Origin of the sequence: Hyphococcus sp. (genome assembly GCF_965228385.1) — a bacterium.
Taxonomy (GTDB): domain Bacteria; phylum Pseudomonadota; class Alphaproteobacteria; order Caulobacterales; family Parvularculaceae; genus Hyphococcus.
Map to the genome: position 1 here is coordinate 1442238 of NZ_OZ245810.1, position 26524 is coordinate 1468761.

At 59.0% G+C, this 26524-nt stretch carries 19 protein-coding genes and 1 riboswitch; of the genes, 4 read left to right on the plus strand and 15 right to left on the minus strand.

The features are described 5' to 3' along the window. Positions 1 to 20 precede the first annotated feature (20 nt). The 15 genes from ilvN to ACQK2Q_RS06855 all read right to left on the minus strand — a co-directional run bounded on the left by ilvN (position 21) and on the right by ACQK2Q_RS06855 (position 21808). Positions 21 to 587: an acetolactate synthase small subunit gene (gene ilvN / locus ACQK2Q_RS06785; RefSeq protein WP_425408986.1), complete on the minus strand. Its 567-nt coding sequence runs from the start codon at positions 585 to 587 to the stop codon at positions 21 to 23. Further along, positions 584 to 2377, minus strand: a complete 1794-nt coding sequence (locus ACQK2Q_RS06790) for an acetolactate synthase 3 large subunit (RefSeq protein WP_425408987.1) — start codon at positions 2375 to 2377, stop codon at positions 584 to 586. Before ACQK2Q_RS06790 ends, ilvN begins: the two co-directional genes overlap by 4 nt. Before the next feature lie 16 nt (positions 2378 to 2393). After that, positions 2394 to 3398, minus strand: coding sequence for a ketol-acid reductoisomerase (gene ilvC / locus ACQK2Q_RS06795; RefSeq protein ID WP_425408988.1), 1005 nt, complete (start codon positions 3396 to 3398; stop codon positions 2394 to 2396). A 12-nt stretch (positions 3399 to 3410) separates the two neighbouring features. Then, positions 3411 to 5099, minus strand: a complete 1689-nt coding sequence (ilvD, locus tag ACQK2Q_RS06800; RefSeq protein ID WP_425408989.1) for a dihydroxy-acid dehydratase — start codon at positions 5097 to 5099, stop codon at positions 3411 to 3413. A gap of 405 nt (positions 5100 to 5504) precedes the next feature. Then, a complete protein-coding gene (locus ACQK2Q_RS06805; RefSeq protein ID WP_425408990.1) occupies positions 5505 to 6788 on the minus strand; it encodes a glutamate-5-semialdehyde dehydrogenase in 1284 nt (427 codons plus the stop codon). Further along, positions 6789 to 7946, minus strand: a complete 1158-nt coding sequence (gene proB / locus ACQK2Q_RS06810; RefSeq protein ID WP_425408991.1) for a glutamate 5-kinase — start codon at positions 7944 to 7946, stop codon at positions 6789 to 6791. Positions 7947 to 7956: 10 nt separating this feature from the next. Then, positions 7957 to 9003: a homoserine dehydrogenase gene (locus ACQK2Q_RS06815; RefSeq protein ID WP_425408992.1), complete on the minus strand. Its 1047-nt coding sequence runs from the start codon at positions 9001 to 9003 to the stop codon at positions 7957 to 7959. Beyond that, on the minus strand, positions 8994 to 10199 hold the full coding sequence (gene metB / locus ACQK2Q_RS06820) for a cystathionine gamma-synthase (protein WP_425408993.1): 1206 nt from the start codon (positions 10197 to 10199) through the stop codon (positions 8994 to 8996). Before metB ends, ACQK2Q_RS06815 begins: the two co-directional genes overlap by 10 nt. Beyond that, positions 10196 to 11191, minus strand: coding sequence for a homoserine O-succinyltransferase MetX (metX, locus tag ACQK2Q_RS06825; RefSeq protein WP_425408994.1), 996 nt, complete (start codon positions 11189 to 11191; stop codon positions 10196 to 10198). The genes metB and metX overlap by 4 nt, the downstream gene beginning before the upstream one ends. A gap of 112 nt (positions 11192 to 11303) precedes the next feature. Next, positions 11304 to 11423, minus strand: a riboswitch (SAM riboswitch). Positions 11424 to 11657: 234 nt separating this feature from the next. Further along, positions 11658 to 12500: a helix-turn-helix domain-containing protein gene (locus ACQK2Q_RS06830; protein ID WP_425408995.1), complete on the minus strand. Its 843-nt coding sequence runs from the start codon at positions 12498 to 12500 to the stop codon at positions 11658 to 11660. 14 nt (positions 12501 to 12514) lie between these two features. After that, on the minus strand, positions 12515 to 13702 hold the full coding sequence (locus tag ACQK2Q_RS06835; protein ID WP_425408996.1) for an LL-diaminopimelate aminotransferase: 1188 nt from the start codon (positions 13700 to 13702) through the stop codon (positions 12515 to 12517). A gap of 424 nt (positions 13703 to 14126) precedes the next feature. Next, a complete protein-coding gene (gene gltB / locus ACQK2Q_RS06840) occupies positions 14127 to 18641 on the minus strand; it encodes a glutamate synthase large subunit (RefSeq protein WP_425408997.1) in 4515 nt (1504 codons plus the stop codon). Positions 18642 to 18658: 17 nt separating this feature from the next. Further along, complete coding sequence (locus tag ACQK2Q_RS06845) at positions 18659 to 20089, minus strand: NAD(P)-dependent oxidoreductase (protein WP_425408998.1); 1431 nt, start codon at positions 20087 to 20089, stop codon at positions 18659 to 18661. Between the two features lie 41 nt (positions 20090 to 20130). Next, entirely contained in the window at positions 20131 to 21450 is a 1320-nt protein-coding gene (locus tag ACQK2Q_RS06850; protein WP_425408999.1) for an ammonium transporter, read from the minus strand. A gap of 19 nt (positions 21451 to 21469) precedes the next feature. After that, complete coding sequence (locus tag ACQK2Q_RS06855) at positions 21470 to 21808, minus strand: P-II family nitrogen regulator (protein WP_425409000.1); 339 nt, start codon at positions 21806 to 21808, stop codon at positions 21470 to 21472. Positions 21809 to 22138: 330 nt separating this feature from the next. On the opposite strand from ACQK2Q_RS06855, the gene ACQK2Q_RS06860 reads away from it, so the two are divergent. The 4 genes from ACQK2Q_RS06860 (at position 22139) to ACQK2Q_RS06875 (ending at position 26506) form a co-directional block, all read left to right on the plus strand. After that, complete coding sequence (locus ACQK2Q_RS06860) at positions 22139 to 22876, plus strand: TorF family putative porin (protein ID WP_425409001.1); 738 nt, start codon at positions 22139 to 22141, stop codon at positions 22874 to 22876. Between the two features lie 194 nt (positions 22877 to 23070). Next, on the plus strand, positions 23071 to 24513 hold the full coding sequence (locus tag ACQK2Q_RS06865; protein ID WP_425409002.1) for a circularly permuted type 2 ATP-grasp protein: 1443 nt from the start codon (positions 23071 to 23073) through the stop codon (positions 24511 to 24513). A 36-nt stretch (positions 24514 to 24549) separates the two neighbouring features. Further along, the gene (locus ACQK2Q_RS06870; RefSeq protein ID WP_425409003.1) at positions 24550 to 25494 is read left to right on the plus strand and encodes an alpha-E domain-containing protein; all 945 of its coding nucleotides are present in this window, start codon (positions 24550 to 24552) and stop codon (positions 25492 to 25494) included. A gap of 91 nt (positions 25495 to 25585) precedes the next feature. Beyond that, a complete protein-coding gene (locus tag ACQK2Q_RS06875; protein ID WP_425409004.1) occupies positions 25586 to 26506 on the plus strand; it encodes a transglutaminase family protein in 921 nt (306 codons plus the stop codon). Positions 26507 to 26524: the final 18 nt, after the last annotated feature.

Below are 26524 nucleotides of genomic sequence, written 5' to 3' on the forward strand. Positions count from 1 at the left end.
TGAATGTCTATGCGTCACGGCTAATCCTTCTCGACGCCGCGGCGGATGGACAAAACGCCGGTGCGGGAAACTTCGCTCAACCCCAGCGGTTTCATAAGGTCGATAAAGGCGTTGATCTTGTCCCGCGCGCCGGTGATTTCAAAGACAAACGACGTGTGCGTTGTATCGAGGACGCTGGCGCGGAAAACATCGGCGAGCCGCATGGATTCGACGCGCTGCTCGCCTTCATTGACGACCTTGATCAGCGCCAGTTCGCGCTCAAGCGCATCTTTCTCCGCGCTGACGTCGATCACCCGTCGCACAGGCACGAGCCGCCCGAGCTGCGCTTTGATCTGTTCTATTTTCGCCGGCGTGCCGTTGGTGACGACAGTGATGCGGGATGTGTGTTTTTCCACGTCGGTTTCAGCGACGGTCAGGCTTTCGATATTATAGCCGCGCGCGGAGATGAGCCCGACAACGCGGGACAAAACCCCCGGCTCGTTATCGACAATAACAGCGATGACGGCTTCAGCCGCCGCACCCTGATCGGGCGTGACCGGATAAACAGACTGGGAAGGCGCGTTTGGCGTCGAGGTTTGCGCGGTCATACCAGCACCTTTCCTGCATCGCTGACTTCATCGCCCTTGACCTCGCCGAACAGCATTTCGTTATGCGCCGCGCCCGACGGTATCATTGGAAAGACGTTTTCTTCCTGCGTCACCACGCAATCGAAAAGCACCGGCTTGTCGCTATCGATCATTTCACGGATTTTATCGTCGAGCTCATCCGGGGTTTCCGCACGTATGCCATGGCCGCCATAAGCTTCGGCAAGTTTTACAAAATCCGGCAGGCTGTCGGAATAGGAATGCGAATAGCGCCCGCCGTGCAACAGCTCCTGCCACTGGCGCACCATGCCGAGATAAGCGTTGTTCAGGATGAAGATCTTTATGGGCAGACCATGCTGAACCGCCGCTGACATTTCCTGCATGGTCATCTGCACCGACGCGTCGCCCGCAATGTCGATCACCAGCGCGTCCGGGTGCGCCGCCTGAACGCCGAGGGCTGCGGGCAGACCGTAACCCATGGTGCCGAGCCCGCCGGAGGTCATCCAGCGATTAGGCGCGTCAAAATGAAAGTGCTGCGCCGCCCACATCTGATGCTGGCCAACTTCTGTAGTAACGTAAACATCCCTGCCGCGCGTGAGGGCGTAGAGCCGTTCAACGGCATATTGCGGTTTGATCCGGTCTTTTGACGGCGTGTATTGAAACGATTTTTTCGCACGCCAGCCGCCGATCTGTTTACACCATGCGTCGATCCGCTTGCGATCGTGTTTTTCCTGCGCTTCGCGGGCGTTCCATTCCGTCAGCATTGCTTCCATCACGGCGCCGGCGTCGCCGATGATGGCGATATCAACCGGCACGTTTTTATTGATAGAGGACGGATCAATGTCGATGTGAATTTTTCGCGAATTGGGAGAGAACGCATCCAGCCGGCCCGTGACCCTGTCATCGAAACGGGCGCCGATCGCGATCATCAGATCGCAATCGTGCATGGCGTTATTGGCTTCGTAACTGCCATGCATGCCCAGCATGCCAAGCCATTGCGGATGGGAAGCGGGGAACGCGCCAAGCCCCATCAGGGTGGATGTAACGGGAAATCCCGTCGCGTCCGCCAGCGCGCGCAATGTTTCGCTTGCCTGCGGACCCGCATTAATAACGCCGCCGCCCGTATACAGCACAGGGCGGCGCGCATAGCGCATCAAATCAACAAGCTGATCGATTTTTGTCTTGTCGATCTGCGGCGTTTCAATGCAATTGCGATTGTTGGCGTTATCGCGGGAGACATAGGGCGCTTTTTCAAACTGAACATCCTTCGGGATGTCGATCAGGACCGGGCCGGGCCGCCCGCGCCGCGCAATATGAAAAGCCTCATGCACCGTGTTCGATAATGTATGCGCCGACTCCGCCAGATAATTGTGCTTGGTGCACGAACGGGTAATGCCGGTCGTGTCGCATTCCTGAAACGCATCCGTGCCGATCAGCGGGCGCGCCACCTGACCAGTGATGCAGACAATGGGAATGGAATCCAGCAAAGCATCCGCCAGCCCCGTCACCGCATTGGTGGCGCCGGGACCGGACGTCACCAGCGCCACGCCAACCTTGCCGGTGGAGCGCGCATAGCCCTCCGCCGCATGGAGGGCGCCCTGTTCATGACGCATTAGAACATGGCGGATCGTATTGCGCGCATAGAGCGCGTCGTAAATCGGCAAAACGGCGCCGCCCGGATAGCCGAAAATCACCTCCACGCCCTGCTCCTCCAGCGCATCGAGAAGTAGCTCCGCACCGGCTTTCGCCAGCGCGGCGGGCCTGGTCTTTTGCTTTGCAACCGGAGACGTCATGGGAATGTCCTCAAGCCTAATTGATGTTGGCGTCGGGCTTCAGCCACGGCATGCGGGCGCGCAATTCCTTGCCCGTTTTTTCAATCGGATGGTCAAGATCGGCCTGCAGCATCTGGTTGTAACGGACTTTGCCCGCCTGGTTTTCCATGATCCAGTCATGGGCGAAGGAGCCGTTCTGTATGTCTTTCAGCACCTCGCGCATACGCTGCTTGGTTTCTTCATTGACAACACGCGGCCCGGAAACGAAATCGCCGTATTTCGCTGTCTCGGAAATAAATTTGTGCATGCCCTCAAGTCCGCCTTCATAAAACAGATCAACGATGAGCTTTAGCTCATGCATGCATTCGTAATAGGCGATCTCCGGCTGGTAACCGGCTTCCACAAGCGTTTCGAACCCGGCGATGACGAGTTCGGATGCGCCGCCGCAAAGTACGGCCTGCTCGCCAAACAAATCCGTTTCGGTCTCTTCCTTGAATGTCGTTTCAATCACGCCGGCCGTGGCGCCGCCGATGAGGCTGGCGTAAGCGAGCGCCTTGTCCTTGGCCTTTCCGCTTGCATCCTGGTGCACGGCGAACAGGCAAGGCACGCCCCGCCCGCGCTCATATTCGCGCCTTACAAGATCGCCGGGGCCTTTCGGGGCCACCATGATAACGTCAACATTTTCTGGCGGCTGCACCCGGCCATAAAGCACGGTAAATCCGTGTGCGAATAAAAGCGCGTCTCCAGATTTCAAATGTGGCGCTATGTCTTCATTGAAGATTTTCTCATGCGTCATATCCGGCGTGAGGATCGCAATCAGTTTTGCGCCGTCGCAGGCTTTCGACACGGAGGCGACTTCCAGTCCGTCTTCGGCGGCGCGTTTGGCGCCGGGCCCGCCTTCACGCACGCCGACGACCACATCGCAGCCGGAGTTTTTCAGGTTCAGCGCATGGGCGCGGCCCTGACTGCCGTAACCAATAACGGCGACCGGTTCGGATTTGATCAGTTCCGGGCTTGCGTCGTCTTCCGTATAGACTTTCATGTTTTTCTTCCTTCAGTCGTTCAGCGGTTGAATAGTGACGGCGCCTTTTGACGCCGACGAAACGAGTTTTGCGAATTTGTCGTATGCGCCGCCCATACGCTTTGGCGGCCGTGGTTTGTATGCGGCCTTGCGCGCCGCCCAGTCGATATCAGCGTCAATCCGGCGCGCTTCAGCATCAATACTGATCACGTCGCCTTCCTCGATAAGGCCGATCGGTCCGCCGGCGGCGGCTTCCGGCGCGATATGACCGATGACAAAACCGTGGCTGGCGCCTGAAAAGCGTCCATCGGTCATCAGCGCCACCTTGCCGGCGAGACCCTGTCCGGCGATCGCCGCCGTAACGGCGAGCATTTCACGCATGCCGGGTCCGCCCTTCGGCCCCTCATGCCTGATGACCACAACATCGCCTTCCTTGATGTCGCGGTTGGAGACGGCGGCGAAGGCCTCTTCCTCGCTGTCGAAAACGCGGGCGATGCCTTCAAATGCAGCGTCAGCATATCCGGCGGTTTTCAGGACCGCTCCTTCGGGCGCCACATCGCCGTATAAAATGCGCAAACCGCCGGTCTTTTTCATGGGCGCGTCTACAGTGCGGACAATTTCCTGCCCTGGCTTTTCTTCCGCGCGCGCCAGTTCTTCAAACAATGTCTCGCCGCTGACTGTCGGCGTTTCGAAAATTGCGCCGCCTTCCATCAACCGTTTGCCAAAAAGCCGAACGCCGCCCACTTCATACAAATCTTTCGCGAGAAACCGCCCGCCCGGCTTGATGTCGAGGATCACCGGCGTCGAGCGGGAAAGCGCGTCAAACAAATCGATTGAGAACGGCACGCCGGCTTCCGCGGCGATCGCTGCAAGATGCAATACCGCGTTCGTCGATCCGCCGCTGGCGACGACAGACGTGGCTGCATTCTTCAGGCTGGCTTCGGTAATGAAACGCCGCGCCGTAACGCCGGCGTTGACCAGCTTTACAGCTAGTTCGCCGCATCGCGCGGCTTCGGCCGATTTTGCTTCATCCGTCGCCGGCGGGTCGCCGGCGCCGATAGGGGCGAGCCCTAAAAACGCCAGCGCCATGGCCATGGTGTTCGCCGTAAACTGGCCGCCGCATGCGCCTGCGCCGGGGCACGCCGCGCGTTCAATCTGGTCAAGTTCCGCGTCCGAATAATCACCCTTGGCGTGCGCCCCGACAGCCTCGAACACGTCCTGAATTGAAAGATCTTTTTCCTCGCCGCGAAACTTGCAATGGCCCGGCAAGATGGTGCCGCCGTAGAAAATCACGCCGGGAATATCCATCCGCGCCAGCGCCATCGCCGCTGCGGGCAAGGTTTTGTCACAGCCGACCAGAATCACCGCGGCGTCCAGCGAGTGTCCGCGTACGGCGAGTTCTATGGAATCAGCGATTACTTCGCGCGAGATCAATGAGGCGCGCATTCCCTCGCCGCCCATGGTGATGCCGTCGGAAACAACAATGGTGTTGAAGTCGACGGGCGTGCCGCCGCCTTTGCGAACGCCTTCGCGCACCGGCGCCGCCAGCTTGTCGAGATGCATGTTGCACGGCGTAACCGTGGACCAGGTATTGACGACGGCGATCATCGGCTTGGCGAGATCTTCATCTTCAAGACCCGTCGCACGCAGCATCGCGCGGGCCGGCGCCTTGGACGGGCCCTTGGTAATCGCGTCAGATCGTTTTGTTCTCTCGTCGCTCATCCGTTCTTTCCCTCGAACGGAACCGCCAGACATAAAAAAACCCGCTTCCTTTCGGGAGCGGGGTGTCTGGAGTTCCGTGCTGCTTTCTAGCGCGCGGGCTCCATCGCCGCTCCCCGGAAGGGGCTAATAAGGAGTACGACCACCACTAGCAGGCTCACAGACAACATCACCGGGCTCACGGCCGAAACCGCGCCTTCTCCCGCTGAAATTATCCCCGCCATCCCGGCCATGACATTACCTTGTTTTGCGCTTTTTTGCTGCGCTGCACAGCGCTTACAACAGGAAGCCGTTAACAAACAAGCAAAAAATGCCTCTTTTTTCGATTTTCTTCGCCGGAGTATACGCATCGCGCCGCATGGTAGCAGATTATGCTATTGATCGATTCTGCTGTCCAAGACCTGGATATCACGGCCTTACCTGCCCTGACCCGCGCACGATGTTTTTGTAGGTCGTCAGCTCTTCCACGCCCACCGGTCCGCGCGCGTGAAGCCGCCCGGTGGCGATGCCGATCTCTGCGCCCAGGCCGAACTCCCCGCCATCGGCGAACTGGGTTGAGGCGTTGTGCAAAACGATGGCGCTGTCCACGCCGGCGATAAACGCCTCAGCCGTCTCGTTATTTTCCGTGACAATCGATTCCGTATGCCCGGAGGAATATTGCGCAATATGCGCGATTGCGCCGGAGACGCCGTCCACTACAGCCGTCGACAAGACAGGCGCCAGATATTCTGTACGCCAATCTTCGTTACTGGCGGGCGTCGTCTTGGGGTCGAGTTTCACTATGGCCGCATCGCCGCGCAGCTCACAGCCCTTTGCCCGCAACGCCCCGGCGATAACGGGCCAGATTGATTCCGCAACCGTCCGGTCAATCAATAATGTTTCGGCGGCGCCGCAAACGCCTGTCCGCCGCATTTTCGAATTAACGGCGATCTCCACGGCCTTTTGCGGATCGGCGTCGCGATCAATGTAGACATGACAAATCCCGTCAAGATGCGAGAGCACCGGAACACGCGCGTCCGACTGAACGCGCGCAACCAGCGATTTTCCCCCGCGCGGGATTACCAGATCGATATTGCCGTCAAGACCGGAGAGGAGCGCGCCAACGGCGTCGCGGTCAGGCGTTGTGATAAATTGCGCCGCATGTTCCGGCAGGCCCGCGCGCGTTAATCCTTCTGCGAAACAGTCGAACAATATCCGGTTGGATTCGATGCATTCCGAGCCGCCACGTAAAATGACGGCGTTGCCGGCTTTCATGGCGATCGCCGCCGCATCGACGGTGACGTTTGGCCGGCTTTCATAAATCACAGCGATGACGCCGATCGGCGTTCTGACGCGCTCTATATGAAGACCGTTCGGCCGCGTCCAGCGGGCGATGCTTTTTCCGACCGGATCGTCAAGCGTTGCGATATCTTCCAGCGCGCGCGCCATGCCTTCGATCCGCGCGCCGTCGAGCATCATCCTGTCGAGAAACGAGTCCGCAATGTTTTTCGCCTTCGCAGCATCGATTTCCGAAGCGTTAACAGACAGGATTTCGTCCGCCCTCATACGGATCGCCGATGCGGCGTTATTCAGCGCGGCGTTCTTGTGCGCCGTAACCGCACACGCCATCGCGCGCGCCGCCCCTCTGGCGCGAACGCCGATGGCGTTCATGTATTCGGCAAGCGATCCATATGCCGCTGATGCGTCCGCCATCTAATCCGCTTTCAAAATCAAATCGTCTTTTTCTATTACCGCCGGACGGCGCCGGTAGCCAAGGATCGATTCAATCTGATCCGACCGCTGGCCGGCGATTTTTTTGATGTCGCGCGCGTCAAAAGCCGACAGGCCCTTGCCGATGATCTCGCCTTCCGGCCCGGATATCTCGATGGCGTCGCCGCGTGAAAACGTGCCGGTCACTGCGGTGATCCCCGCCGGTAGCAGGCTGGCGCCGCTGCGCAAAGCTTTGGCTGCGCCCTGATCCACCCGCACGGCGCCTGCGGGTTTCAGCCGTCCGGCGATCCACTGCCGGCGGGCGCGGTCGCGCGTATTGGACGGGCGAAACAGCGTCGCCGCGCCGCCCGTCAGAACAGCGTTCAGGGGATAATCGATCAACCCCGGCGCGATCACAGTGGCGCATCCGGCGCCGCAGGCGATTTTCGCCGCGGCGATTTTTGACGCCATGCCGCCCGCGCCGACGCCTGCATCCTGATTGGGTCCGGCGGCGGCGCTTTCTATTTCAGGCGTAATAACATCGACAACAGATATGTGGCGCGCAGACGAGTCGCGCCGCGGGTCCGCCGTATACAAACCATCAATGTCTGACAGAATCACCAGCAGGTCCGCGCCGATGAGCTGCGCCGCATGCGCCGCCAGCCGGTCATTGTCGCCATAGCGGATTTCACTGGTCGCAATAGTGTCGTTTTCATTGATCAGCGGCAATGCGCCAAGGTCCAGCAGGGTGCGCATGGTCGTGCGCGCATTAAGGTAACGGCGGCGTTCTTCTGTATCGTCAAGCGTCAGCAGGATTTGCGCGACATGAATATCATGCGGCGCAAATGCGGCCTGCCATGCTTCGGCGAGCGCCACCTGTCCCGCGGCGGACGCCGCCTGTTTTTCATCGAGCCTCAGTGATCCGGAAAGGCCAAGCTTTTTGCGCCCGAGCGCAATGGCGCCGGACGTCACAACCGCAACCTCAACGCCCTCGCTTCGAAGCCTCGCAATATCAATCGCCAGCGCCGAAAGCCATGCGCTGCGAACAGCGCCGGCGTCGCCGCAAAGGATGGCGGACCCGACTTTAACGACAAGCCGTTTCGCCGCGTGCGCGGCCGCTGCGGCGTCAGACGCCGCACTGAATGTTTCCGGTGAAGACATGAAACGTCTTCTAGTTGAAAAATCCGCTGCGGCGCAAAGAATTTTCCGGGCGTTCGATATTCCGCGACGGTTTCAAACGCGCGATTTTTTCTAGATCGGAAAAGATACTGCCGACCGTGGGCGCCCGGCCCGCGCCCTTGCCTTCGCAGGTGAAGGCGCGACCGTCGGCGTTCGCCACCCGTAACGCATTGCCTTCTTTTTCCACTTTGCGGAAAAACGGATCGTCATCGACCCGCGCGAAAGTCACGCGCGCGGCGATTTCTCCATCCGGGCGGCGTGAAATCTGTGCAAGCTGCTTCCACACGCCGCCGCCCTTGACGAAGCTGTTCGCCCGCTCCGCTGTTAAAGGCTCTACCTGAATGGCGTCGAGATCGATTTCGTGCCCGAACGCCTCATAGGTCAGGATTGAAATCTTCGCCCGGGCATCTTCGCCTGAAAGATCCGCCGTCGGATCAGGCTCGGCAAATCCGGCATCTTGAGCGCGCTTGACCGCTTCGCCAAATGCGGCGCCGTTTTTCATGGCCGACAGAATAAAGTTCACCGTGCCGTTCAAAATGGCGGCGATCTCTCGCGGATCGCCCTGTTCGCGCGCGCGCTGAACGGTTTCCACCATGGGCGCGCCGCCGCCGACTGACGGCGAATAGGCAAGCACCGCGTGGTTTTGTTCGGCGTGCTTGTGCAGCAGCGCCAGTGCGCCGGCGATCGCCTGTTTGTTTGCAGTGACAATACTGACGCCCTGCGCCAGCGCCGCCTCGATCAGGCGCCGCCCCGCTTCGCCTGACGGCAAGGCGTCGACGACAACGTCCGGATGTTCGACCAGCATCACCGCCGGGTCTGAGTATGTCCGCAGGGTTTTTAAAGATACCGCGCGTGTCTTTGCGGGATCACGCACAAGCGCCGCACACAATGCGTAGGGTATATCTTCCTTCGCCAGTTCAAGCGCGGCGCCTTCTCCAATAACGCCAAGACCGGCCACAGCGACGCGAAGGCGCCTCGACGCCGGCGCCCCGCTTCCGTTACTGAATGATAATTCCTTGTCTTCTACATCTAGGCACATTTGCTTGCCGCCCCCTTTGACAGATACGCCACATTGTCTGCGCCCGATGCAAAATCGAGCGCCGTAAATATATCTCGCACGAGATCGTCCGCATGCTCAAGCCCGATGGAAAACCGGACCAGACGATCGGAAATGCCGGCCACCTTGCGCGCCTCCGGCGTCATCGCCGCATGGGTCATGGTCGCCGGCGTGCACACCAGGCTTTCAAAGCCGCCGAGCGATTCCGCAATGGTGAAGATATCAAGGCGGCGTAAAAGTTCGATTACGTCAACGCCTTGTGCAAATTCCACGCTGAACATGGCGCCGAAGCCTGCCTGCTGGCGTTTCGCCACCGCGTGGCCGGGATGATTTTCAAGGCCCGGATAGTAAACGTTTGCGACGCGGTCATCGGCGGCCAGCGCGTTAACCACATCATGGGCGGTTTTCTGCTGGCGTTCGATACGCGGATAAATCGTGCGCAGGCCACGCAGCGTCAGGAACGAATCGAACGGCGCGCCGGTTACGCCGGTGCAGTTCGCCCACCAGGCGAGTTCCTCGCCAAGCTCAGGCGTTCTCGCGATAACCGCCCCGCCGACCACATCCGAATGGCCGTTAATGAATTTCGTCGTCGAGTGGACGACGATATCGCAGCCAAGATCCAGCGGCTTTTGCAGAACAGGCGACAAAAATGTGTTGTCAGCCACGGTGATCGCGCCCGCTTCTTTCGCCAGCGCCACAACGGCGCGGATGTCGGTCACGCGCAACAACGGATTGGACGGCGTTTCGATCAGCACAAGTTTCGGCTGGCGCGCAAACGCGGCGGCCAGCTCTTCAGGGTCGGTCTGGTTCGCATAGGCGATATCGAAATGCCCGCGTTTCGCCCGCGCCGTAAACAGGCGATGCGTGCCGCCGTAACAGTCATGGGGCGCGAGCACGGTTTCGCCGGGATCCACAAGGTTGAGGATAAGATCAAGCGCCGCCATGCCGGAAGAGACAACGACGCCCCGCGCGCCGCCCTCCAGTTGCGCCAGCGCCTGTTCAAGCTGCGTGCGCGTCGGATTGCCGGAACGCGCATAGTCATATTGCGGTTTTTCCAGCGGATCGTTCCAGCCGTAATTCGCCGACAGGTGCAGCGGCGGCGAGACCGAATTAAAAGCGGGGTCTTCGGCGACGCCAGCGCCGGCGATAATGGTTTCCGGACGGAATTCTTCACTCATGACGTAGGCTCCTTTAGAAATTCGCTGATATGCGGACCGATAACGCCGGGCTCTTTCAGAAAGGCGTCGTGGCCGTAAGGGGATTCGATCTGGATGAACCGGCCGCCGGAGATAGCGCCGGCAAGGCGCTCCAGATCGGCAGGCGGCGACAGACGGTCGCTGGAAACGGCGATCACGAGTGTCTGCGCACCAATTTTTGACGTATCGGCGCGGTGACGATCAATGGAATCGGACAAGGTCAGATAGCGCGGCGCCTTCATGGCATAGGCCTCGCCGCGCGCCACGAGATATTCACAAATGTCGTATGGATCGCCCGCAGCGCCGCCCCTTGGCGCGCTCGCGAAGCGCGTTCCGAATTCTTCCGGCGTGCGATACGACACCATGGCGAGCTGGCGCGCCAGCGCAACGCCCGCCTGCGCGTCGCCGGCCTTTTCCGCGAATTCGATAATCCGCCGCTGCACGCCGCGCTGCGCCGTCGCAGCCGGATTTGGCCTGTCCGGCGCGGAAATCGCCACGACTTTTTTAATCCGTTCGGGGAACAGTTCCGCAAAACAAAGCGCGACCATGCCGCCATAAGAAGCGCCGACAAAAGCCTCTACGGTTTCAACGCCGATAATGTCGAGCGCATGGCCCAGCGCGCGGGCCTGGTCTTTCGTTGAGATTGTGCGCGCCGCCTCGCCGTCGCCGGGCAGGAAATCAAATCCCACAAGACAAAACCGGTCAAGGTCGATGGCGCGGCCGGCCCCGGCGAAGTCCCGCCACCAGCCGGTTTCTTCGGCTGTATCGGCGACATTGCGGCCGGCGGAGACGCCGCCCGCCGCGATCACGACCGGCTGCGTCAGGTCGCCGTAAACGCGCACGGTCAGTTCAGGTTTCGACAGGCGCTCGCCGCTGTCCAGTTCGATGTCGCCAGGCAAAAAGACGCTGACTTCGCAAAACGACACCGTTTTGCGACACGCGCTCTCTTCGGTTTTTGTCTGCGCGGTGGTCATCGTTAGTCTCTCGCGTCATTTCCAAAACCGGACCCCGCAAAATGCGCGGCCAACTCATGTTCAGAAATTCGCTAGAGACCTCATCGGACGATCATGACGTCGTTCGTCGTCCGACTCATCTCTCGAGGATCGCCCCTCGAAGGAATTGGCACCTTTCCACGAAAATCGGTCGGATTTTCCGGCGGTTGCCCCAGCGTCAACGGGCCTGTCCCTCGGCTGGTCTTGATGAGTTACCGGCGGTCTTACTTCGCAACTGCGAAGCCGTCAACAGGATATTTTATAGGAACGCTGAAATTGGCAGATACTACTACTTTATTAGCATTTTTTCCAATTGCTGATTTTTTGGTCACGTCCGCCATGACGTGCTGATGGATTGCGTCATTCTATCGTAATTCTCTTTCCAACTTCGATCCGGAAAGCATCTCAATGCTTGCTCGTGTCAAAATGCGCCGCCGGCTTTCTACATTCACCCCACCAGACTGAACGGCGAGGCGTGATTGATCTTCAGGCGTTCTTCCAACGTCGTGCGCACCAGAATATGCGGGCCGTTCATGAACTCCTTCGGCGTGCGCCCGTTGAACAGCTTGAACTCCCTGATGAAATGCGCCTGATCGTAATAGGCGGCGCGCGCAACGTCCCGCCAGTCGTCGAGACTTTGCCAGGTCAGCCGGTTCGCCGCATGCAGCGCGCGAAACTTGCGGTGCAGCTTTTTCGGGCCTGAGCCGAAATAGGACTTACACAGACGTTCGACCTGGCGGTGCGAGATATCCACATGATCCAGAAGATGATGAATTTCGTTCGGCTCCGGATCGACGATCCAGTCTGTCGCCTGATGAATAAACTCTTCATGCACGCTGCGATCATTATCGACCAGCGACAGGAACAGCGCATCGGCGGCGGCGATGACCCCCGCCTGATCCGGCGCATTGAAAATGGCGTCGACGCCGCCGCGCCGGCTCGCCGGAATGGCGTCGGTCAGCGGCATATGCTTATCCGCGGCGTCTTGAGCGCTCATGGAAAAGAGCCGCCGCCAGCCGAGCGGCGTGATGGCCGCGCCAAAGATCCGGGCGCCCGCCTCGAACCTGATTTTGCTGGCGCGATAGGTCGGTCCGCATAATGGCGCCGCGCCGGCATTGAAGGTCACCGCTTCGCCCGACAGCTCTGTCGTGACAGCCCCGTCCAGAATGAAGCGGGCATTGGCGATTTCGGCGCGCATGATATCGGAAATTTCATACGCAAACGCGACGAAGTAGTAGCTGCTGACGAACTGGCGCAAGGCCGGCGCCGGCTCAAAATACGAAAACTCCACTCCCCCGAGACTCCTCAGTTTTCTTTGAAAGCCTTTTTCAAATTTCTTGCAGCTTGCCGGATGCGCTGCTGGTTTTCAACCAGACCGATACGCACATGCCCTTCGCCGAATTCGCCAAAACCAAGGCCCGGCGCAACGGCGACGTCCGCCTTTTCCATCAGCATTTTTGCAAATTCAACCGAGCCCATTGTGCGGAATTTCTCCGGTATCGGCGCCCATGCGAACATCGACGCTTCAGGCCGCGGAACATCCCAGCCCGCCATGTGAAAGTGCTCGATCAGCGTGTCGCGCCGCGTCTTGTAAATGGAGCGGATCTCTTCGACGCAATCCCAGGGACCGTCGAGCGCCGCCACCGCCGCCACCTGGATCGGCGTAAAGGCGCCGTAATCGAGATAAGATTTGACCCGCGCCAGCGCCCTGATCAAACGTTCATTGCCCACCGCCATACCGACGCGCCAGCCGGCCATGGCGAAAGTTTTGGAGAGCGAGTTGATTTCAACGGCAATATCGCGCGCGCCGTCCACCTGCAGGATCGATGGCGGCGGCGCATCGCCAAAATAAATTTCGCCGTAGGCCAGATCGGACAGGATATAAATATCGTGCTTCTTCGCGAGCGCCACGGCTTCCTTGTAGAAATCGAGACCGACCGCCTGCGCCGTCGGGTTTGACGGATAGTTCAAAACCACCGCACGCGGTTTCATGTGTGAGATTTTGATGGCGTCGGCGAGGCCCTGAAGATACGCCTCGGGCGACGGCGCCGCCACCGGCGCAATCACGCCGCCGGCGATAATGAACCCGAAAGCGTGAATGGGATAAGCAGGATTGGGCGCCAGAATGACGTCGCCGGGCCCGGTAATGGCCTGCGCCAGATTGGCGAAGCCTTCTTTCGAACCGATGGTCGCGACAATTTCCGTTTCCGGCGACAGTTTCACATGAAAACGCCGCTCATAATAGCGCGCCATGGCGCGCCTCAGCCCGATGATCCCCCGCGAGACGGAATAGCGGTGCGCTTTCGGATTGCGCGCCGTCTCCACAAGCTTCTCGATAATATGCGGGGGCGTTGGCATATCGGGATTGCCCATGCCGAGATCGATAATGTCCCGCCCCTCGCTGCGCAGCTTTGCTTTCAGCGCGTTCACTTCCTCAAAGACATAAGGCGGAAGCTGTTTGATGCGGTGGAATTCTTCGATTGTTGACGACAAGAATAACTCACATGTTACGGCAGTGTTTCTTTTCACTCATCCAAAATTATCTTCGGCTACATCATGCATACAACTATATCCGTCTCATACTCTCCATCGGGTAATTTTTTGTGAAGTTCATAATTCGCTTTACAAACCCTGTCTGATTTCATTGACGCACATGAGAGGTAATCGCCATTAGAATTTTCAAACCAATTTGTATTCTCAGTATTTTCTGAATCCAGGACGCTCGGATATGATGGCGTGCGGACCCAACCATCGGCAACCAAATCATAGTCGCAGATCGAACTGCTGCTGGCGCAGGCTGACATACAAAATAGAACTCCGGCTAAGAAGCGCGCCATTTATTTCTCCAATTGCCGCCGGTGGGAAACGACTTCAACTCCTTAAGTTTTGCGCCACCTTAATTAAACAGAATTGAACTTCATGCTGATTTGGCGGCGGCTTCCAGCTTTTTTTGCCGGGCGAGTATTTCGCGCGGTTCAATAACCCAGAATTTCGCGCGCGCATTCGCCCAGTCGTCGAGAAGACGGCGCGCTTTCGCGGATTTGGTTTCACGCCAGTGCCTTTCGATCAACTCCAGGCACTGGTGATCGTCATCGCTGTCGATAAAGCCGCGCACGGCGACGCTTTCAGGATTAACGAGGTCTTCAAAACCGCCCTCTTCATCGAAAACATAGGCCCGCCCGCCCGTCATGCCCGCGCCGAAATTCGCACCCACGGGGCCCAGCACCACTGCGACGCCCCCGGTCATATATTCGCAGCCATTGGTGGAGCATCCTTCGATAACGGTTTCGGCCCCTGAATTCCTGACGGCGAACCGCCCGCCCGCGCGGCCGGCTGCGAACAGCGCCCCTGACGTCGCGCCGTAAAGACAGGTATTGCCGATGATCGCGTCGTCTTCGCCCGCCTCGGCGTTGGCGGGCCGGACAACGATTGTCGCGCCCGACAGGCCTTTCCCCACATAGTCATTCGCATCGCCGTCGATAATCATTTTCAATCCGTACGCTGAGAAAACGCCCAGGGACTGCCCGGCGGAGCCCTTCAGCCGCAATGTCACATGATCATTGGTCAGATCTTCAGGCTTGAACCGGCGCACGATTTCCGACGATATGCGCGCGCCGATCGACCTGTCGGTATTCTTGACGGGAAATGAAAGCTGTAGTTTTTCGCGGCGTTCATAAAACGGCGCCAGTTCATCGGCAATACGCTGGTCGAGCGTATCGACGACGTCCTGTCGGCCTTCGCGTTTTGAGCGTTTGGGCCGCTCGCCGGCGTCCACCAGCGTCAGGATCGGGTTGAGATCGAGATCGTCCAGATGCGCGGCGCCGCGGCTGACCTGATCGAGCAGGTCCGCGCGCCCGATGATGTCTTCCAGACAAGAGGCGCCAAGGTCAGCCAGAATTTGCCGCGTTTCTTCGGCGATAAAGGTCATCAGGTGCACGACGTGCTCCGGCAGTCCGGGAAAGCGGCCGCGCAAATCTTCATCCTGCGTACACACGCCGACCGGACAGGTATTGGAATGGCACTGGCGCACCATCAGGCAGCCCATAGCGACAAGTGAGATCGTGCCGATGCCGAATTCTTCTGCGCCCAGCATGGCGGCGATCACGACGTCCCGGCCGGTGCGAATGCCGCCGTCGGTGCGCAGCGTCACCTGCTCGCGCAAATTGTTCAGAGTCAGAACCTGATGCGCTTCGGCGAGCCCCAGCTCCCAGGGTGCGCCGGCGAATTTAATCGAGGATTGCGGGCTGGCGCCGGTGCCGCCGACATTACCCGAAATCAGGATCACGTCGGCTTTCGCTTTCGCAACCCCGGCGGCGATGGCGCCGATCCCCGACGCGGAAACAAGTTTTACGCAGACGCGCGCGTCCGGGTTGATCTGTTTCAGATCGTAAATCAGCTGCGCCAGATCCTCGATGGAATAAATATCATGATGCGGCGGCGGGGAGATGAGCGTGACGCCGGGCGTCGAGTGCCGCATGCGCGCGATAAACTCGGTCACCTTGAAACCGGGCAGTTGACCGCCCTCGCCGGGCTTCGCGCCCTGCGCAACTTTAATCTCCAACTCACGGCACTGATTGAGATATTCAGCCGTGACCCCGAAACGGCCTGAAGCCACCTGCTTGATCGCGGAGTTGGCGTTGTCGCCGTTGGGAAGCGGTTTATAACGTTCCGGCACTTCGCCGCCTTCGCCTGAAACGGACTTGGCCCCAATGCGGTTCATGGCGATATTCAGCGCGCCGTGCGCTTCCGGCGACAGGGCGCCCAGCGACATGCCGGGCGTCACAAAACGGCGGCGGATGTCGTTCGCGGTTTCCACCTTGTCGACGCCGATCGGTTCTCCCTTGGGACGTGCGCGCAAGAGGTCGCGAATTTGCCCTGGCGGCTGGTCTTTCAGCGCTTGCGAATAGCGCGCATAGGCGCCGGCGTCGTCCTCGCGAACCGCCTTTTGCAGATCGTGAACGAGATCCGCTTCAACGATATGGCGCTCGCCGCTGCGCCGGTGCCGGTAAAAACCGCCCACCGGGAGCCGTGCGGCGTCGCTGTCCCAGGCCGACGCATGCAGTTCCACTGTCTTCGCCTCAAGACCCGCGAGACCGATGCCGGATATGCGGCTCGTCATGCCGGGAAAAAATTCCTCGACCAGCGTGCGCGACAGGCCGAGCGCCTCGAAATTGCATCCCCCCCGATAAGCGGAAATGACCGAGATGCCCATCTTGGAGATGATTTTCATCAGGCCGGCTTCGAGTGCGGTTTTATAATTCTTGGCGCATGTCCCGAGCGATAAATCGCCAAAACGGCCGGCCGCATGGCGCTGTGCAATCGAGTCAAACGCAAGATAAGGGCTGACAGCCGTTGCGCCGACGCCGACGAGAACAGCGGCGTAATGGGAATCGATACACTCCGCCGAGCGCACGATGATCGAGCAGAATGTCCTTACGCCAACTTTTGTCAGATGCGCATGCACCCCGCCCGCCACCAGAATCATGGGCGCTGCGACGCGGCCGCGTCCCTGATTTTCATCGGTCAGAACAATATGTCCGGCGCCGTCCTTTACGGCGGCGGCGGCTTCGCGCCGGATGCGCGTTAAAGCCGCCCGCAGCGCCTCGCCGTTTTTCTTGATATCCTTGACGTTGTAGGTGCAGTCAATCTCGACGATCTTCTCATCGAGCAGCCCTTCAAGGCGCGTGAACATGCCGTTTGTCAGAATCGGGCTTTCCAGTACGAACACATTGGTCTGCGTTTTATCCGTAACAAGAATATTGCCAAGGTTCTTGAAACGCGTTTTCAGGCTCATGACGCCGTCTTCGCGCAAGGGGTCAATCGGCGGATTTGTCACCTGGCTGAAATTTTGCCGGAAAAAATGCGAGAGCGGACGGTAGCGTTCAGACAGCACCGCGATCGGCGTATCATCGCCCATGGAGCCGATCGCCTCCTTGCCGGTTTCCGCCATCGGCCGCAAAATCAGATCCAGCCCTTCCAGGTCATATCCTGCGGACCCCTGACGGCGCAGCAATTCCTCGCCGTCAAAAAGCCGGTCCTCCGGTCCGGGACCGATTTTCGGCTCAAGCTCGACGATGTTTTCCAGCCATTCCGTATAGGGATGCTTTTCCGCAAGCAGATCGAGAATCTGCGGCGGCGTGTAGAATTTTGCGTTTTTCATATCAACCGCGATCATGCGGCCCGGCTCCAGCGAGCCGCGCTGCTTGACCTGCCGGCCTTCCAGCGGACACATACCGGTTTCCGAACCGACAGCGAGAATGCCGTCATCGGTGATCGCATACCGCAAGGGCCGCAAGCCGTTGCGGTCAAGTCCCGCAATCGCCCACTGACCGTCATAAGCGGCGATCGCGGCGGGTCCGTCCCATGGCTCCATCACAGCGTTGCAATATTCATAAAGCGCGCGCCAGCGTTCCGGCATGACTGAGGCGCGTTTTGACCAGGCTTCGGGGATAAGGAGCGTCTTGGCCATGGGGGCGGACCGGCCCGCGCGCACCAGGAGTTCGAAAACCTGGTCGAGTGTCGCTGAGTCAGAAGAGCCCGGCTGGATCACCGGTTTGATGTCGTCGCCATTGGCGCCGAAGACCTCGGCCGCCATTGGAATCTCGTGGCTCTTCATCCAGTTGACGTTGCCTTTGAGCGTATTGATTTCGCCGTTATGGGCGAGCATGCGGAAAGGTTGCGCCAGGCGCCATTCCGGAAACGTGTTGGTGGAGTAGCGCTGATGAAAAATCGCCACGCGGGAGACAAAACGTTCGTCTTTCAGGTCCGGATAAAAATTATCGATTTCCTGAGCGAGGAACATGCCTTTGTAGATGACGTCCTGCGACGACAAGGAACAGACATAAAGCTCATGCAGGCCGTCTTCTCTTGCGCGCTTTTCAATCCGTCTGCGGACAATATACAAAATCCGGTCAAGTTCGTCCTGCGAACGCCCTTTGGGATCGTAAAACAGGATTTGCTCGATTTCAGGGCGCGTTGCATTCGCCTTGGCGCCGAGGACCCGCGACTGCACCGGCACCTGGCGCCAGCCGTAAATGTAAAATCCGCGGCGCAGGATTTCCGATTCGACGATGGCGCGCGCGGCGTCCTGCGCGCGTAAATTGGTGCGCGGCAAAAACAGCATGCCGACGCATATATCCGCCTCGACCGCACTATGGCCGGTGCGTTCCACGAATGCGCGAAACAGCTCCTGCGGCACGTTGAGACGAATCCCCGCCCCGTCGCCGGTCTTTCCGTCCGCATCGACGGCGCCCCGGTGCCAGACCGCTTTCAGCGCCGCAATCGCCATCTCGACGATCTCGCGGCGCGGCTCAGCGTCAAGCGCGCAGACGAGACCGACGCCGCAAGCGTCATGCTCAGAAGACGGATCATAAGCGTTGGCGGCGATCAGGCGCTCGCGCTGGCTTACATAGGTCGAAACGCAGTCAGTCATGTTTTTTTACTTCTGTCTTATTCAGCGGCGAGCGGCGTGACGTTGGCCGTCTCCAGCTGTTTTACAATTGCGGCCGCGGCCTTGCGTCCGTCGACGATCGCCCAGACGACCAGAGATGCGCCGCGAACAATATCGCCCGCCGCATAAACGCCCGGCACGCTCGTCTGAAGCGTCGTGCTGTCCACGCGCAACGTGCCGCGCGGCGTCAGTTTCAAGCCGGGTTCGTCAAAAAGCGACGGCAAATCTTCCGCTTCGAAACCGAGCGCCTTGATCACCAGATCCGCTTTCAGATCGAATTCGGCGTTCTTGATCTCAACTGGCGCGCGCCGGCCGCTGTCGTCCGGTGCGCCGAGCTCCATGCGCGCCACGCGGATGCCCGCCGCCCGGGCGGCGTCGCCCATGACGGCTTTCGGCGACGCGAGCCATTCAAAAATGACGCCTTCTTCTTCGGCGTTCGCCGTCTCGCGCGCCGAGCCCGGCATGTTTTTCCGGTCGCGCCGATAGAGGCAGGTGACCGATTGCGCGCCCTGGCGCACCGCCGTCCGGACGCAATCCATCGCCGTGTCGCCGCCGCCAATGACGACAACCTGCTTGCCGGCGGCGTCGAGCGCGCCGCTTTCAAATTCAGGCACCGTGTCGCCGAATCCCTTCCGGTTGGACGCCGTCAGATAATCAAGCGCGGCAATGACGCCTTCATTGCCGGAACCCGGACAGGAGAGATCGCGCGCCTTGTAAACGCCGGTCGCGACCAGGACAGCGTCATGATCGGCGCGCAGCTCCGCCAGCGTGGCGTCGCGGCCGACTTCAAAATTGCGGACAAACTGCACGCCGCTTTTTTCGAGATGCGTTGTCCGGCGTTCAATCACATCCTTTTCCAGTTTGAAATTCGGAATGCCGTAAGTCAGCAATCCGCCCGTTCGGTCATAGCGGTCGTAAATCTTGACCTGGAAACCTTCCTTGCGCAGCTCCTCCGCCGCGGCGAGCCCGGCCGGCCCCGCGCCGATAACCCCGACCGATTGCGGGCGTTCCTGCACCGGTTTTACCGGCTTGATCCAGCCCTTTTCCCACGCCGTTTCGGTGATGTACTGCTCGACAGCGCCGATCGTCACGGTGCCGTGACCGGACTGCTCAATCACGCAGGAGCCTTCGCACAAACGGTCCTGCGGGCAGATGCGCCCGCACACTTCCGGCATATTGTTCGTTGCGGCGGAAAGCGCGTAGGCGTCTTCCAGCCGGCCCTCCGCGACCGCCTTCAGCCAGTCGGGAATATCATTGCCAAGCGGGCAGTGGTCAGAGCAAAACGGCACGCCGCACTGGCTGCAGCGTCCCGCCTGTTCCGATGCGCGCTCATCGGCGAAACGCGCATAGATTTCGTCAAAATCCCGGCGTCTTTCGCCGGGATTTCGCTTCTCTGGCGTTTCGCGATCACGCGAAACAAATTTTAACATCTCGTCTTTTATGTCAGCCTCCAAGCATGACGGCTTTCCAATTAGCTGGTCGCAAATTCCGGATAAGCTTCCAGACCAAGTTCAGATTTGTCCAGACCTATCCGTTCATCTTCATCGCTCGCCCTTACGCCAAGCGTATATTTGAGCGCAAGCCAGCATAATAAACTCACGGCGAACACGAATACGCCAATAACAACGACCCCGGTCAACTGCCCGAAAAATGTCACGCCGCTATTCGACAACGGCACAATCAACGTACCCCAGATCCCGCAAAACAGATGCGCTGGAATAGCGCCGACCACGTCGTCAATCTTGAACTTGTCAAGAACCGGCACTGCAAGCGTGACTATAACACCACCGACGCCGCCGATCAAAATGGCTTGCCAGATCGCCGGTTGCAGGGGTTCTGCGGTAATCGAGACAAGCCCGCCGATGGCGCCGTTCAACACAATGGTCAGATCGACTTTCTTGTAGAGAAGTTGCGTCAAAATCAGCGCGGAGACGACGCCCCCGCAGGCCGCCATATTGGTATTAACGAAAATTTTCGACACATCGGTGGCGTCGGATATTGTTCCGAGCGCCAGTTGCGAGCCGCCGTTAAAACCGAACCAGCCGAGCCACAGGATGAACGTGCCAAGCGCGGCGAGCGGCAGCGATGAGCCCGGTATGGGCGCAACCCTTCCGCCGACATATTTGCCGGCCCGCGGCCCGACCACCAGCGCGCCCGCCAGCGCCGCCCAGCCGCCCGTAGAGTGAACCAGCGTAGACCCGGCAAAATCGTCAAATCGCGCGTCAAGCCAGCCCGCGCCCCAGACCCAGCTTGCCTGGATGGGGTAGATGACGCCGGTCAGCACAGCCACAAAGATCAGGAAGGGAAAAAGCTTGATGCGTTCCGCCAGCGTGCCCGAAACAATCGACGCCGCCGTCGCGACAAACACCATCTGGAAAAACCAGTCTGAATGCGCAGAATATCCGTTGCCCAACGATCCGCTTTCATCGGCGCCCCAGAATATATTCAACGGCGCGATAATACCGCCTTCTCCAACGCCATAGATCAGATCATAACCTATGAGATAAACCATCAGACCCGCGACGGAATAAAGCGCGATATTCTTGACGCAAATGGTAGCGGCGTTCTTGGCGCGCACCAGCCCCGCTTCCAGCATGCAAAATCCCGCCGCCATGAACATGACGACCATGCCCGAGATCATGAATAGAAGCGTGTTGAAGACAAATACCGTCGCTTCTGACGCCTCTGGCTGCGCGGCTGCGGCTTCTGCTACGTCCTGTGCTGCGGCGCCGGACAGCATTGCAGCGCTCGCCGCCGTGATGATGACGGCTGCATTTTTATTGAATGTCATTGATTGTTTCCCGTCTGATTTATAGCGCGGCCGCGCCGGTCTCGCCTGTGCGAACCCGCACGACTTCCTGAAGATCAAGCACGAAGATCTTTCCATCGCCGATCCGGTCCGTTTTCGCCGAAGCGGTAATTGCTTCGACAACCCGGGCGGCCATGCTTGCCTCAACTGCAAGTTCGAGCTTAACTTTCGGTACAAAGTCCACCTGATATTCAGCGCCCCGATAGACCTCGCTGTGCCCTTTTTGCCGGCCGAACCCTTTAACGTCGGAAACCGTCAATCCTTCCACGCCAATGGCGGTCAGCGCTTCGCGTATTGGCTCAAGCCTGTGCGGTTTCACGACTGCAATAATGTATTTCATCTGTGTGCCTCTTTTTTGGTCTTTTTGTAGCGAACCCGAACAGATTGCAGCGTCCGATTCGGATTTCAGGCTAAGCGCAGCAATGCCGCAATGCAACCAATTTTTGCTGCATAGGCGAAAGTTGCGCCATATAATCGCTATTTTATTCCATAATATTGGTGATTATAGCTATAATTGTAGATTATTTTACCAGTTTTTAGCGTGAACAGCGCTTTGTTGCTAAAATGTTATTGTGCGATGCAGCGCTCCATTTCAGTATTAATCCGTAAACCGATTTTTGTATTCAGCATACCTCTCTTTTTAAAACAATAGGGGTAAAAGGAGGACTTTATGTATCGCGCACTCTCCAGCGCCATTGCAATTGCAGTTATGAGCGTTCCGGCCAGCGCCGAAACCTTAGGCGTCTCTACGGATGTCGCTTTTGAATCACGTTACGTATTCAGGGGCGTTCAACTGCAGGAGGCCAGCGTTCAACCTGCAATAACTTTATCATTTGGAAATTTTTACGCCGGCGCCTGGTTCGCCCTTCCCGTAGGCGACGATGATGGTCCGCCGTTGCAGCCATACGGCGATGAGCTTGACCTTTTTGCCGGATATAGCGCACCGCTCAGCGAGGTTGTAACGTTTGACGCCGGCGTTACCTATTATACCTATCCCGACGCCGCGAGCGGCTTTTTCGACGGCTCTACGAATACATGGGAAGCTTATGGCGGCCTTTCATTCGATATTCCCCTGTCGCCGTCCGTCTATGTTTATCGCGATTTCACGCTGGATGCGACAACAGTTGAAGGCGGTGTGTCCTATTCATTTCCGCTCGCCGAAAAAACCAGCTTCGATCTCGGCGGTTCGCTCGGTTATGTCATCGCCGACAATGGCGGAACGGATTATCTTTACGGCGCTGCAACCGCAGACATATCATATGCGTTTTCCGACAATGGCTCGTTCTATGTGGGCGCGCGATTTGGCGGTTCGGACCTGCCCGGCGGCTCAATCATCGACAACTCGGTGCTTGGAACATACGACTCAAGCGGTTTCTGGTGGGGCGTAGGTTTTAGCGCGTCGTTTTAAACAGAACGGGCCTGGCGTTTGCGTTTTCCAGCCGCTCCGTAACCGGCCATGGACTTCATTCAACTAAACCGCCCGGCAGTATCGCCCGGGCGGCTTTTTCCATATGAGGCTTTTCTACGGCCGAAACGATCTGTAAGCTGACGATCACGAATCATGATTGCATTTTAAATTGATTTGCTATATCAATAACTTCCATGGCAAAACCCATCATGTTTCCCGGTTATCATCCCGGAAAAAATTATTGCGAGATTTTCGCGCGCGGAAAATCCACGAATGCCCCCAACGCGCTTGCCGACAGACTGTCAAAATACAAGGTGCGCACGCTCAATCAGCGTAACGCCGCCGCCGAACGCGAACTCCACAATCTCGGCATCACGTTCACGGTGTATTCCGACGCCGGGGCGATCGACCGTATTCTGCCGTTTGACCCGGTGCCGCGTCAGATCACCCAAAAAGACTGGAAGATCATCGACAGCGGCTGCCGGCAGCGCGTCGCGGCGCTAAACGCCTTTCTTACCGATGTCTACGGTTCGCAGAAAATCCTCAAGGACGGCGTAATCCCCAGGGAGCTTGTGCTTGGGAATAAGCATTTCCGTAAAGAAATGATGGGCGTAAAGCTTGTCCACAATACCTACACCCATATCAGCGGCGTTGATTTGATTCGCGACGAAAGCGGTGAATTTCTCGTGCTGGAAGACAATTGCCGCTCCCCTTCCGGCGTATCCTATGTCATCGAAAATCGCCATCTGATGATGCGGTCTTTTCCCGACCTGATGGAAGGCATGAAAATCATGCCGGTGTCCGACTACGGCAAACGCTTGCGCGGGATGCTGATGGAATGCGCGCCGCCGCGCATTCAAAATCCGCATATTGCGCTGTTGACGCCGGGCGTTTTCAATTCAGCCTATTTCGAACATGTTTTTCTGGCGCGCGAAATGGGCGTGCAGCTGGTTGAGGGGCGCGATCTTATCGTCGACGATCAGGACCGCGTTTTCATGAAAACCATCACCGGCCTTGAACGCATTCATATGGTCTACCGCCGGATCGACGATGATTTTCTCGACCCGGAAGTGTTCAATAAGGATTCCATGCTGGGCGTTCCCGGCCTGATGCGCGCGCTCAAGGCCGGCAAGGTTTCCATCGCCAACGCGGTCGGCGCCGGCGTCGCCGACGATAAGGCGGTTTACGCCTATATGCCGCGCATCATCGATTATTATCTCGGCGAAGACGCCATTCTCAATAATGTCGAGACCTACATCTGCCGTGAGGAAGACGACCTCGCCTATGTGCTGGAGCATCTTGAGGAGCTGGTGGTGAAGCCGGTGGGCGAGTCCGGCGGCTACGGCATTGTCGTCGGGCCGAAAGCCACGAAAGCCGAACTCGCCGCAATCCGCCGCGCACTGAAAAAGAATCCGGAAAACTATATCGCTCAGCCCATGGTCAACCTGTCCGTCTCGCCGACGCTCACCGGACAGGGGTTGAAGCCGCGCCATGTGGATCTGCGCCCGTTCGTGCTGACCGGAAAGGAAAGCTGGGTGCTGCCCGGCGGGCTTACCCGCGTCGCCATGCGAGAGGGATCGATTATCGTCAATTCCTCTCAAGGCGGCGGCTCGAAAGATACATGGGTGATGAAATGACGGGACATGATTTGAGCGGGGACGCGCGCTGAACCTATGCTGTTATCGCGATTTGCAGACAATGCGTTCTGGCTGGGGCGTTACATGGAGCGGGCCGAAAGCCTCGCGCGCCTGTTGATGGTGACGGAGTCTTTCGCCGCCGACCAGGAAAGCGACGAGGCGTGGGAGCCGATCCTTTCCGTTTTCGCCGACGGCGCCGCGTTTGAGGCGCGCGGCAAGGCGCTGACGGCGCTGAACGTGGCGCGTTTTTACATCGCCGATGCGGACAATCCGAATTCCGTTCTCGGCGCGGCGCATATGGCGAAAGAAAACGGGCGTTCGCTGCGGCATCTGATCAGCACGGAAAGCTGGCGCCAGCTTTCTGTCTTCCACGCCGATATCGCCGCTTTGAAAAAGCGCCGCTTTTCCCTGTCGAAACTCAGCGACATCTGCTCGGATATCCGCGACGGCTGTTTTACCTTTCGCGGCGTCATGGAGGCGACCTGCTATCGCGACGAGGTGTGGCGGTTCAACCAGCTTGGCGCGGCGCTGGAGCGCGCCGATCAGGTGACCCGCCTCATCGACATCAAATATTTCCGCTTCGACAGGGACGATGACGACGCCGTCTCGCCCCCGGATGTCGCGTGGTGGAACACGCTGTTGCGCTCCGCCTCGGCCTATCACGCTTTCCAGCGTCGCCATTCGTTCAACGCAGACCCCGCGGACGCCGCAAAATTCCTTCTGTGCGACGCGCATCTGCCGCTTTCCGTCACCAATGCGGCGGAAGCGGCGTTCTACCAGATTGACCGGCTGGACCGCGATTTCGGCGCGCAACCGGGCGCTGACGTGAAAAGCGCGGCGAAAGCCCTCGGCGACCGGCTGGCCGCGCCGCCCGCGCGCGCCCAGGGCCGCTCCCTGCACCGCTATCTCGACCAGATCCAGCAGGCGGTGAACGCCCTCGCAAAATCGCTCAATGACCGCTATTTCTCTCCGGCGGCGTGACGCTATATACGCCCTTGAGCGCGCGGCGAAATTGGGGCTTTATCAGCGCCGCCCGCGCATGATAGCCGGCCGGTCACATGAGTATGAAATAATGAACGCGTATGCTTCCGGCGTCAGCACCGATATCTGGCAGGTGCGCCACACCACCCGCTACCGTTATGCAAAACCGGTGGCGTTCGGTCCGCACCGCGCCATGTTCCGCCCGCATGAGAGCAACGATCTGCGCCTGACCGCGTTCGAGGTGACGGCCGCGCCGCACGCCAGGCAGCACTGGGTGCATGATGTTTTCTCCAATTCGAAAGTGATTTTCGATTTTTCAGACGCGCCGCCGGCCGACACGCTGGAAATCTCCTGCGTCTTCAATGTCATCCGCTCCAGCGTCGCGACGCCGGTGTTTCCCATCGCCGCCGCCGCGCAGAAATTTCCGTTCGATTATCCAAAAGAACAGATCCCGGATCTGATCGCGCTCATCAAGCCGGAATACGATCACCCGGAAGCGGCGGTGAATGAATGGGCCAACAAGCTTCGCCGCGAGGCGGGCGACGACACATGGACCATCCTGACCGGCATCAACAGCACGATCCACAAAACGCTGGACTATAAACGGCGCGAGGAGCCGGGCATCCAGCCGCCGCGCAAAACGCTGGAGCTGGCGCAGGGCTCGTGCCGCGACTTCGCCGTTCTGATGATGGAGGCGGTGCGACAGCTCGGGTTCGCCGCGCGTTTCGTCACCGGCTATCTATATGATCCGTACGCTAATCAATCCGGCGCGCTGCAGGGATCCGGCGCAACCCACGCCTGGGTGCAGGTGTTCCTGCCGGGCGCCGGTTGGATCGAGTTCGACCCGACCAACGGCCTCATCGCCAGCGGCAACCTCATCCGCACGGGCGTTGCGCGCACGCCGAGCCAGGCCGTGCCGCTCGACGGCTCGTTCAACGGCGCGGCGGAGGATTTCCTCGGCATGGATGTGGACGTGCAGATCCTGGCGCTGGCCCCGACGCTGCACAATTAGACAGCTTGCCCGCAGCGC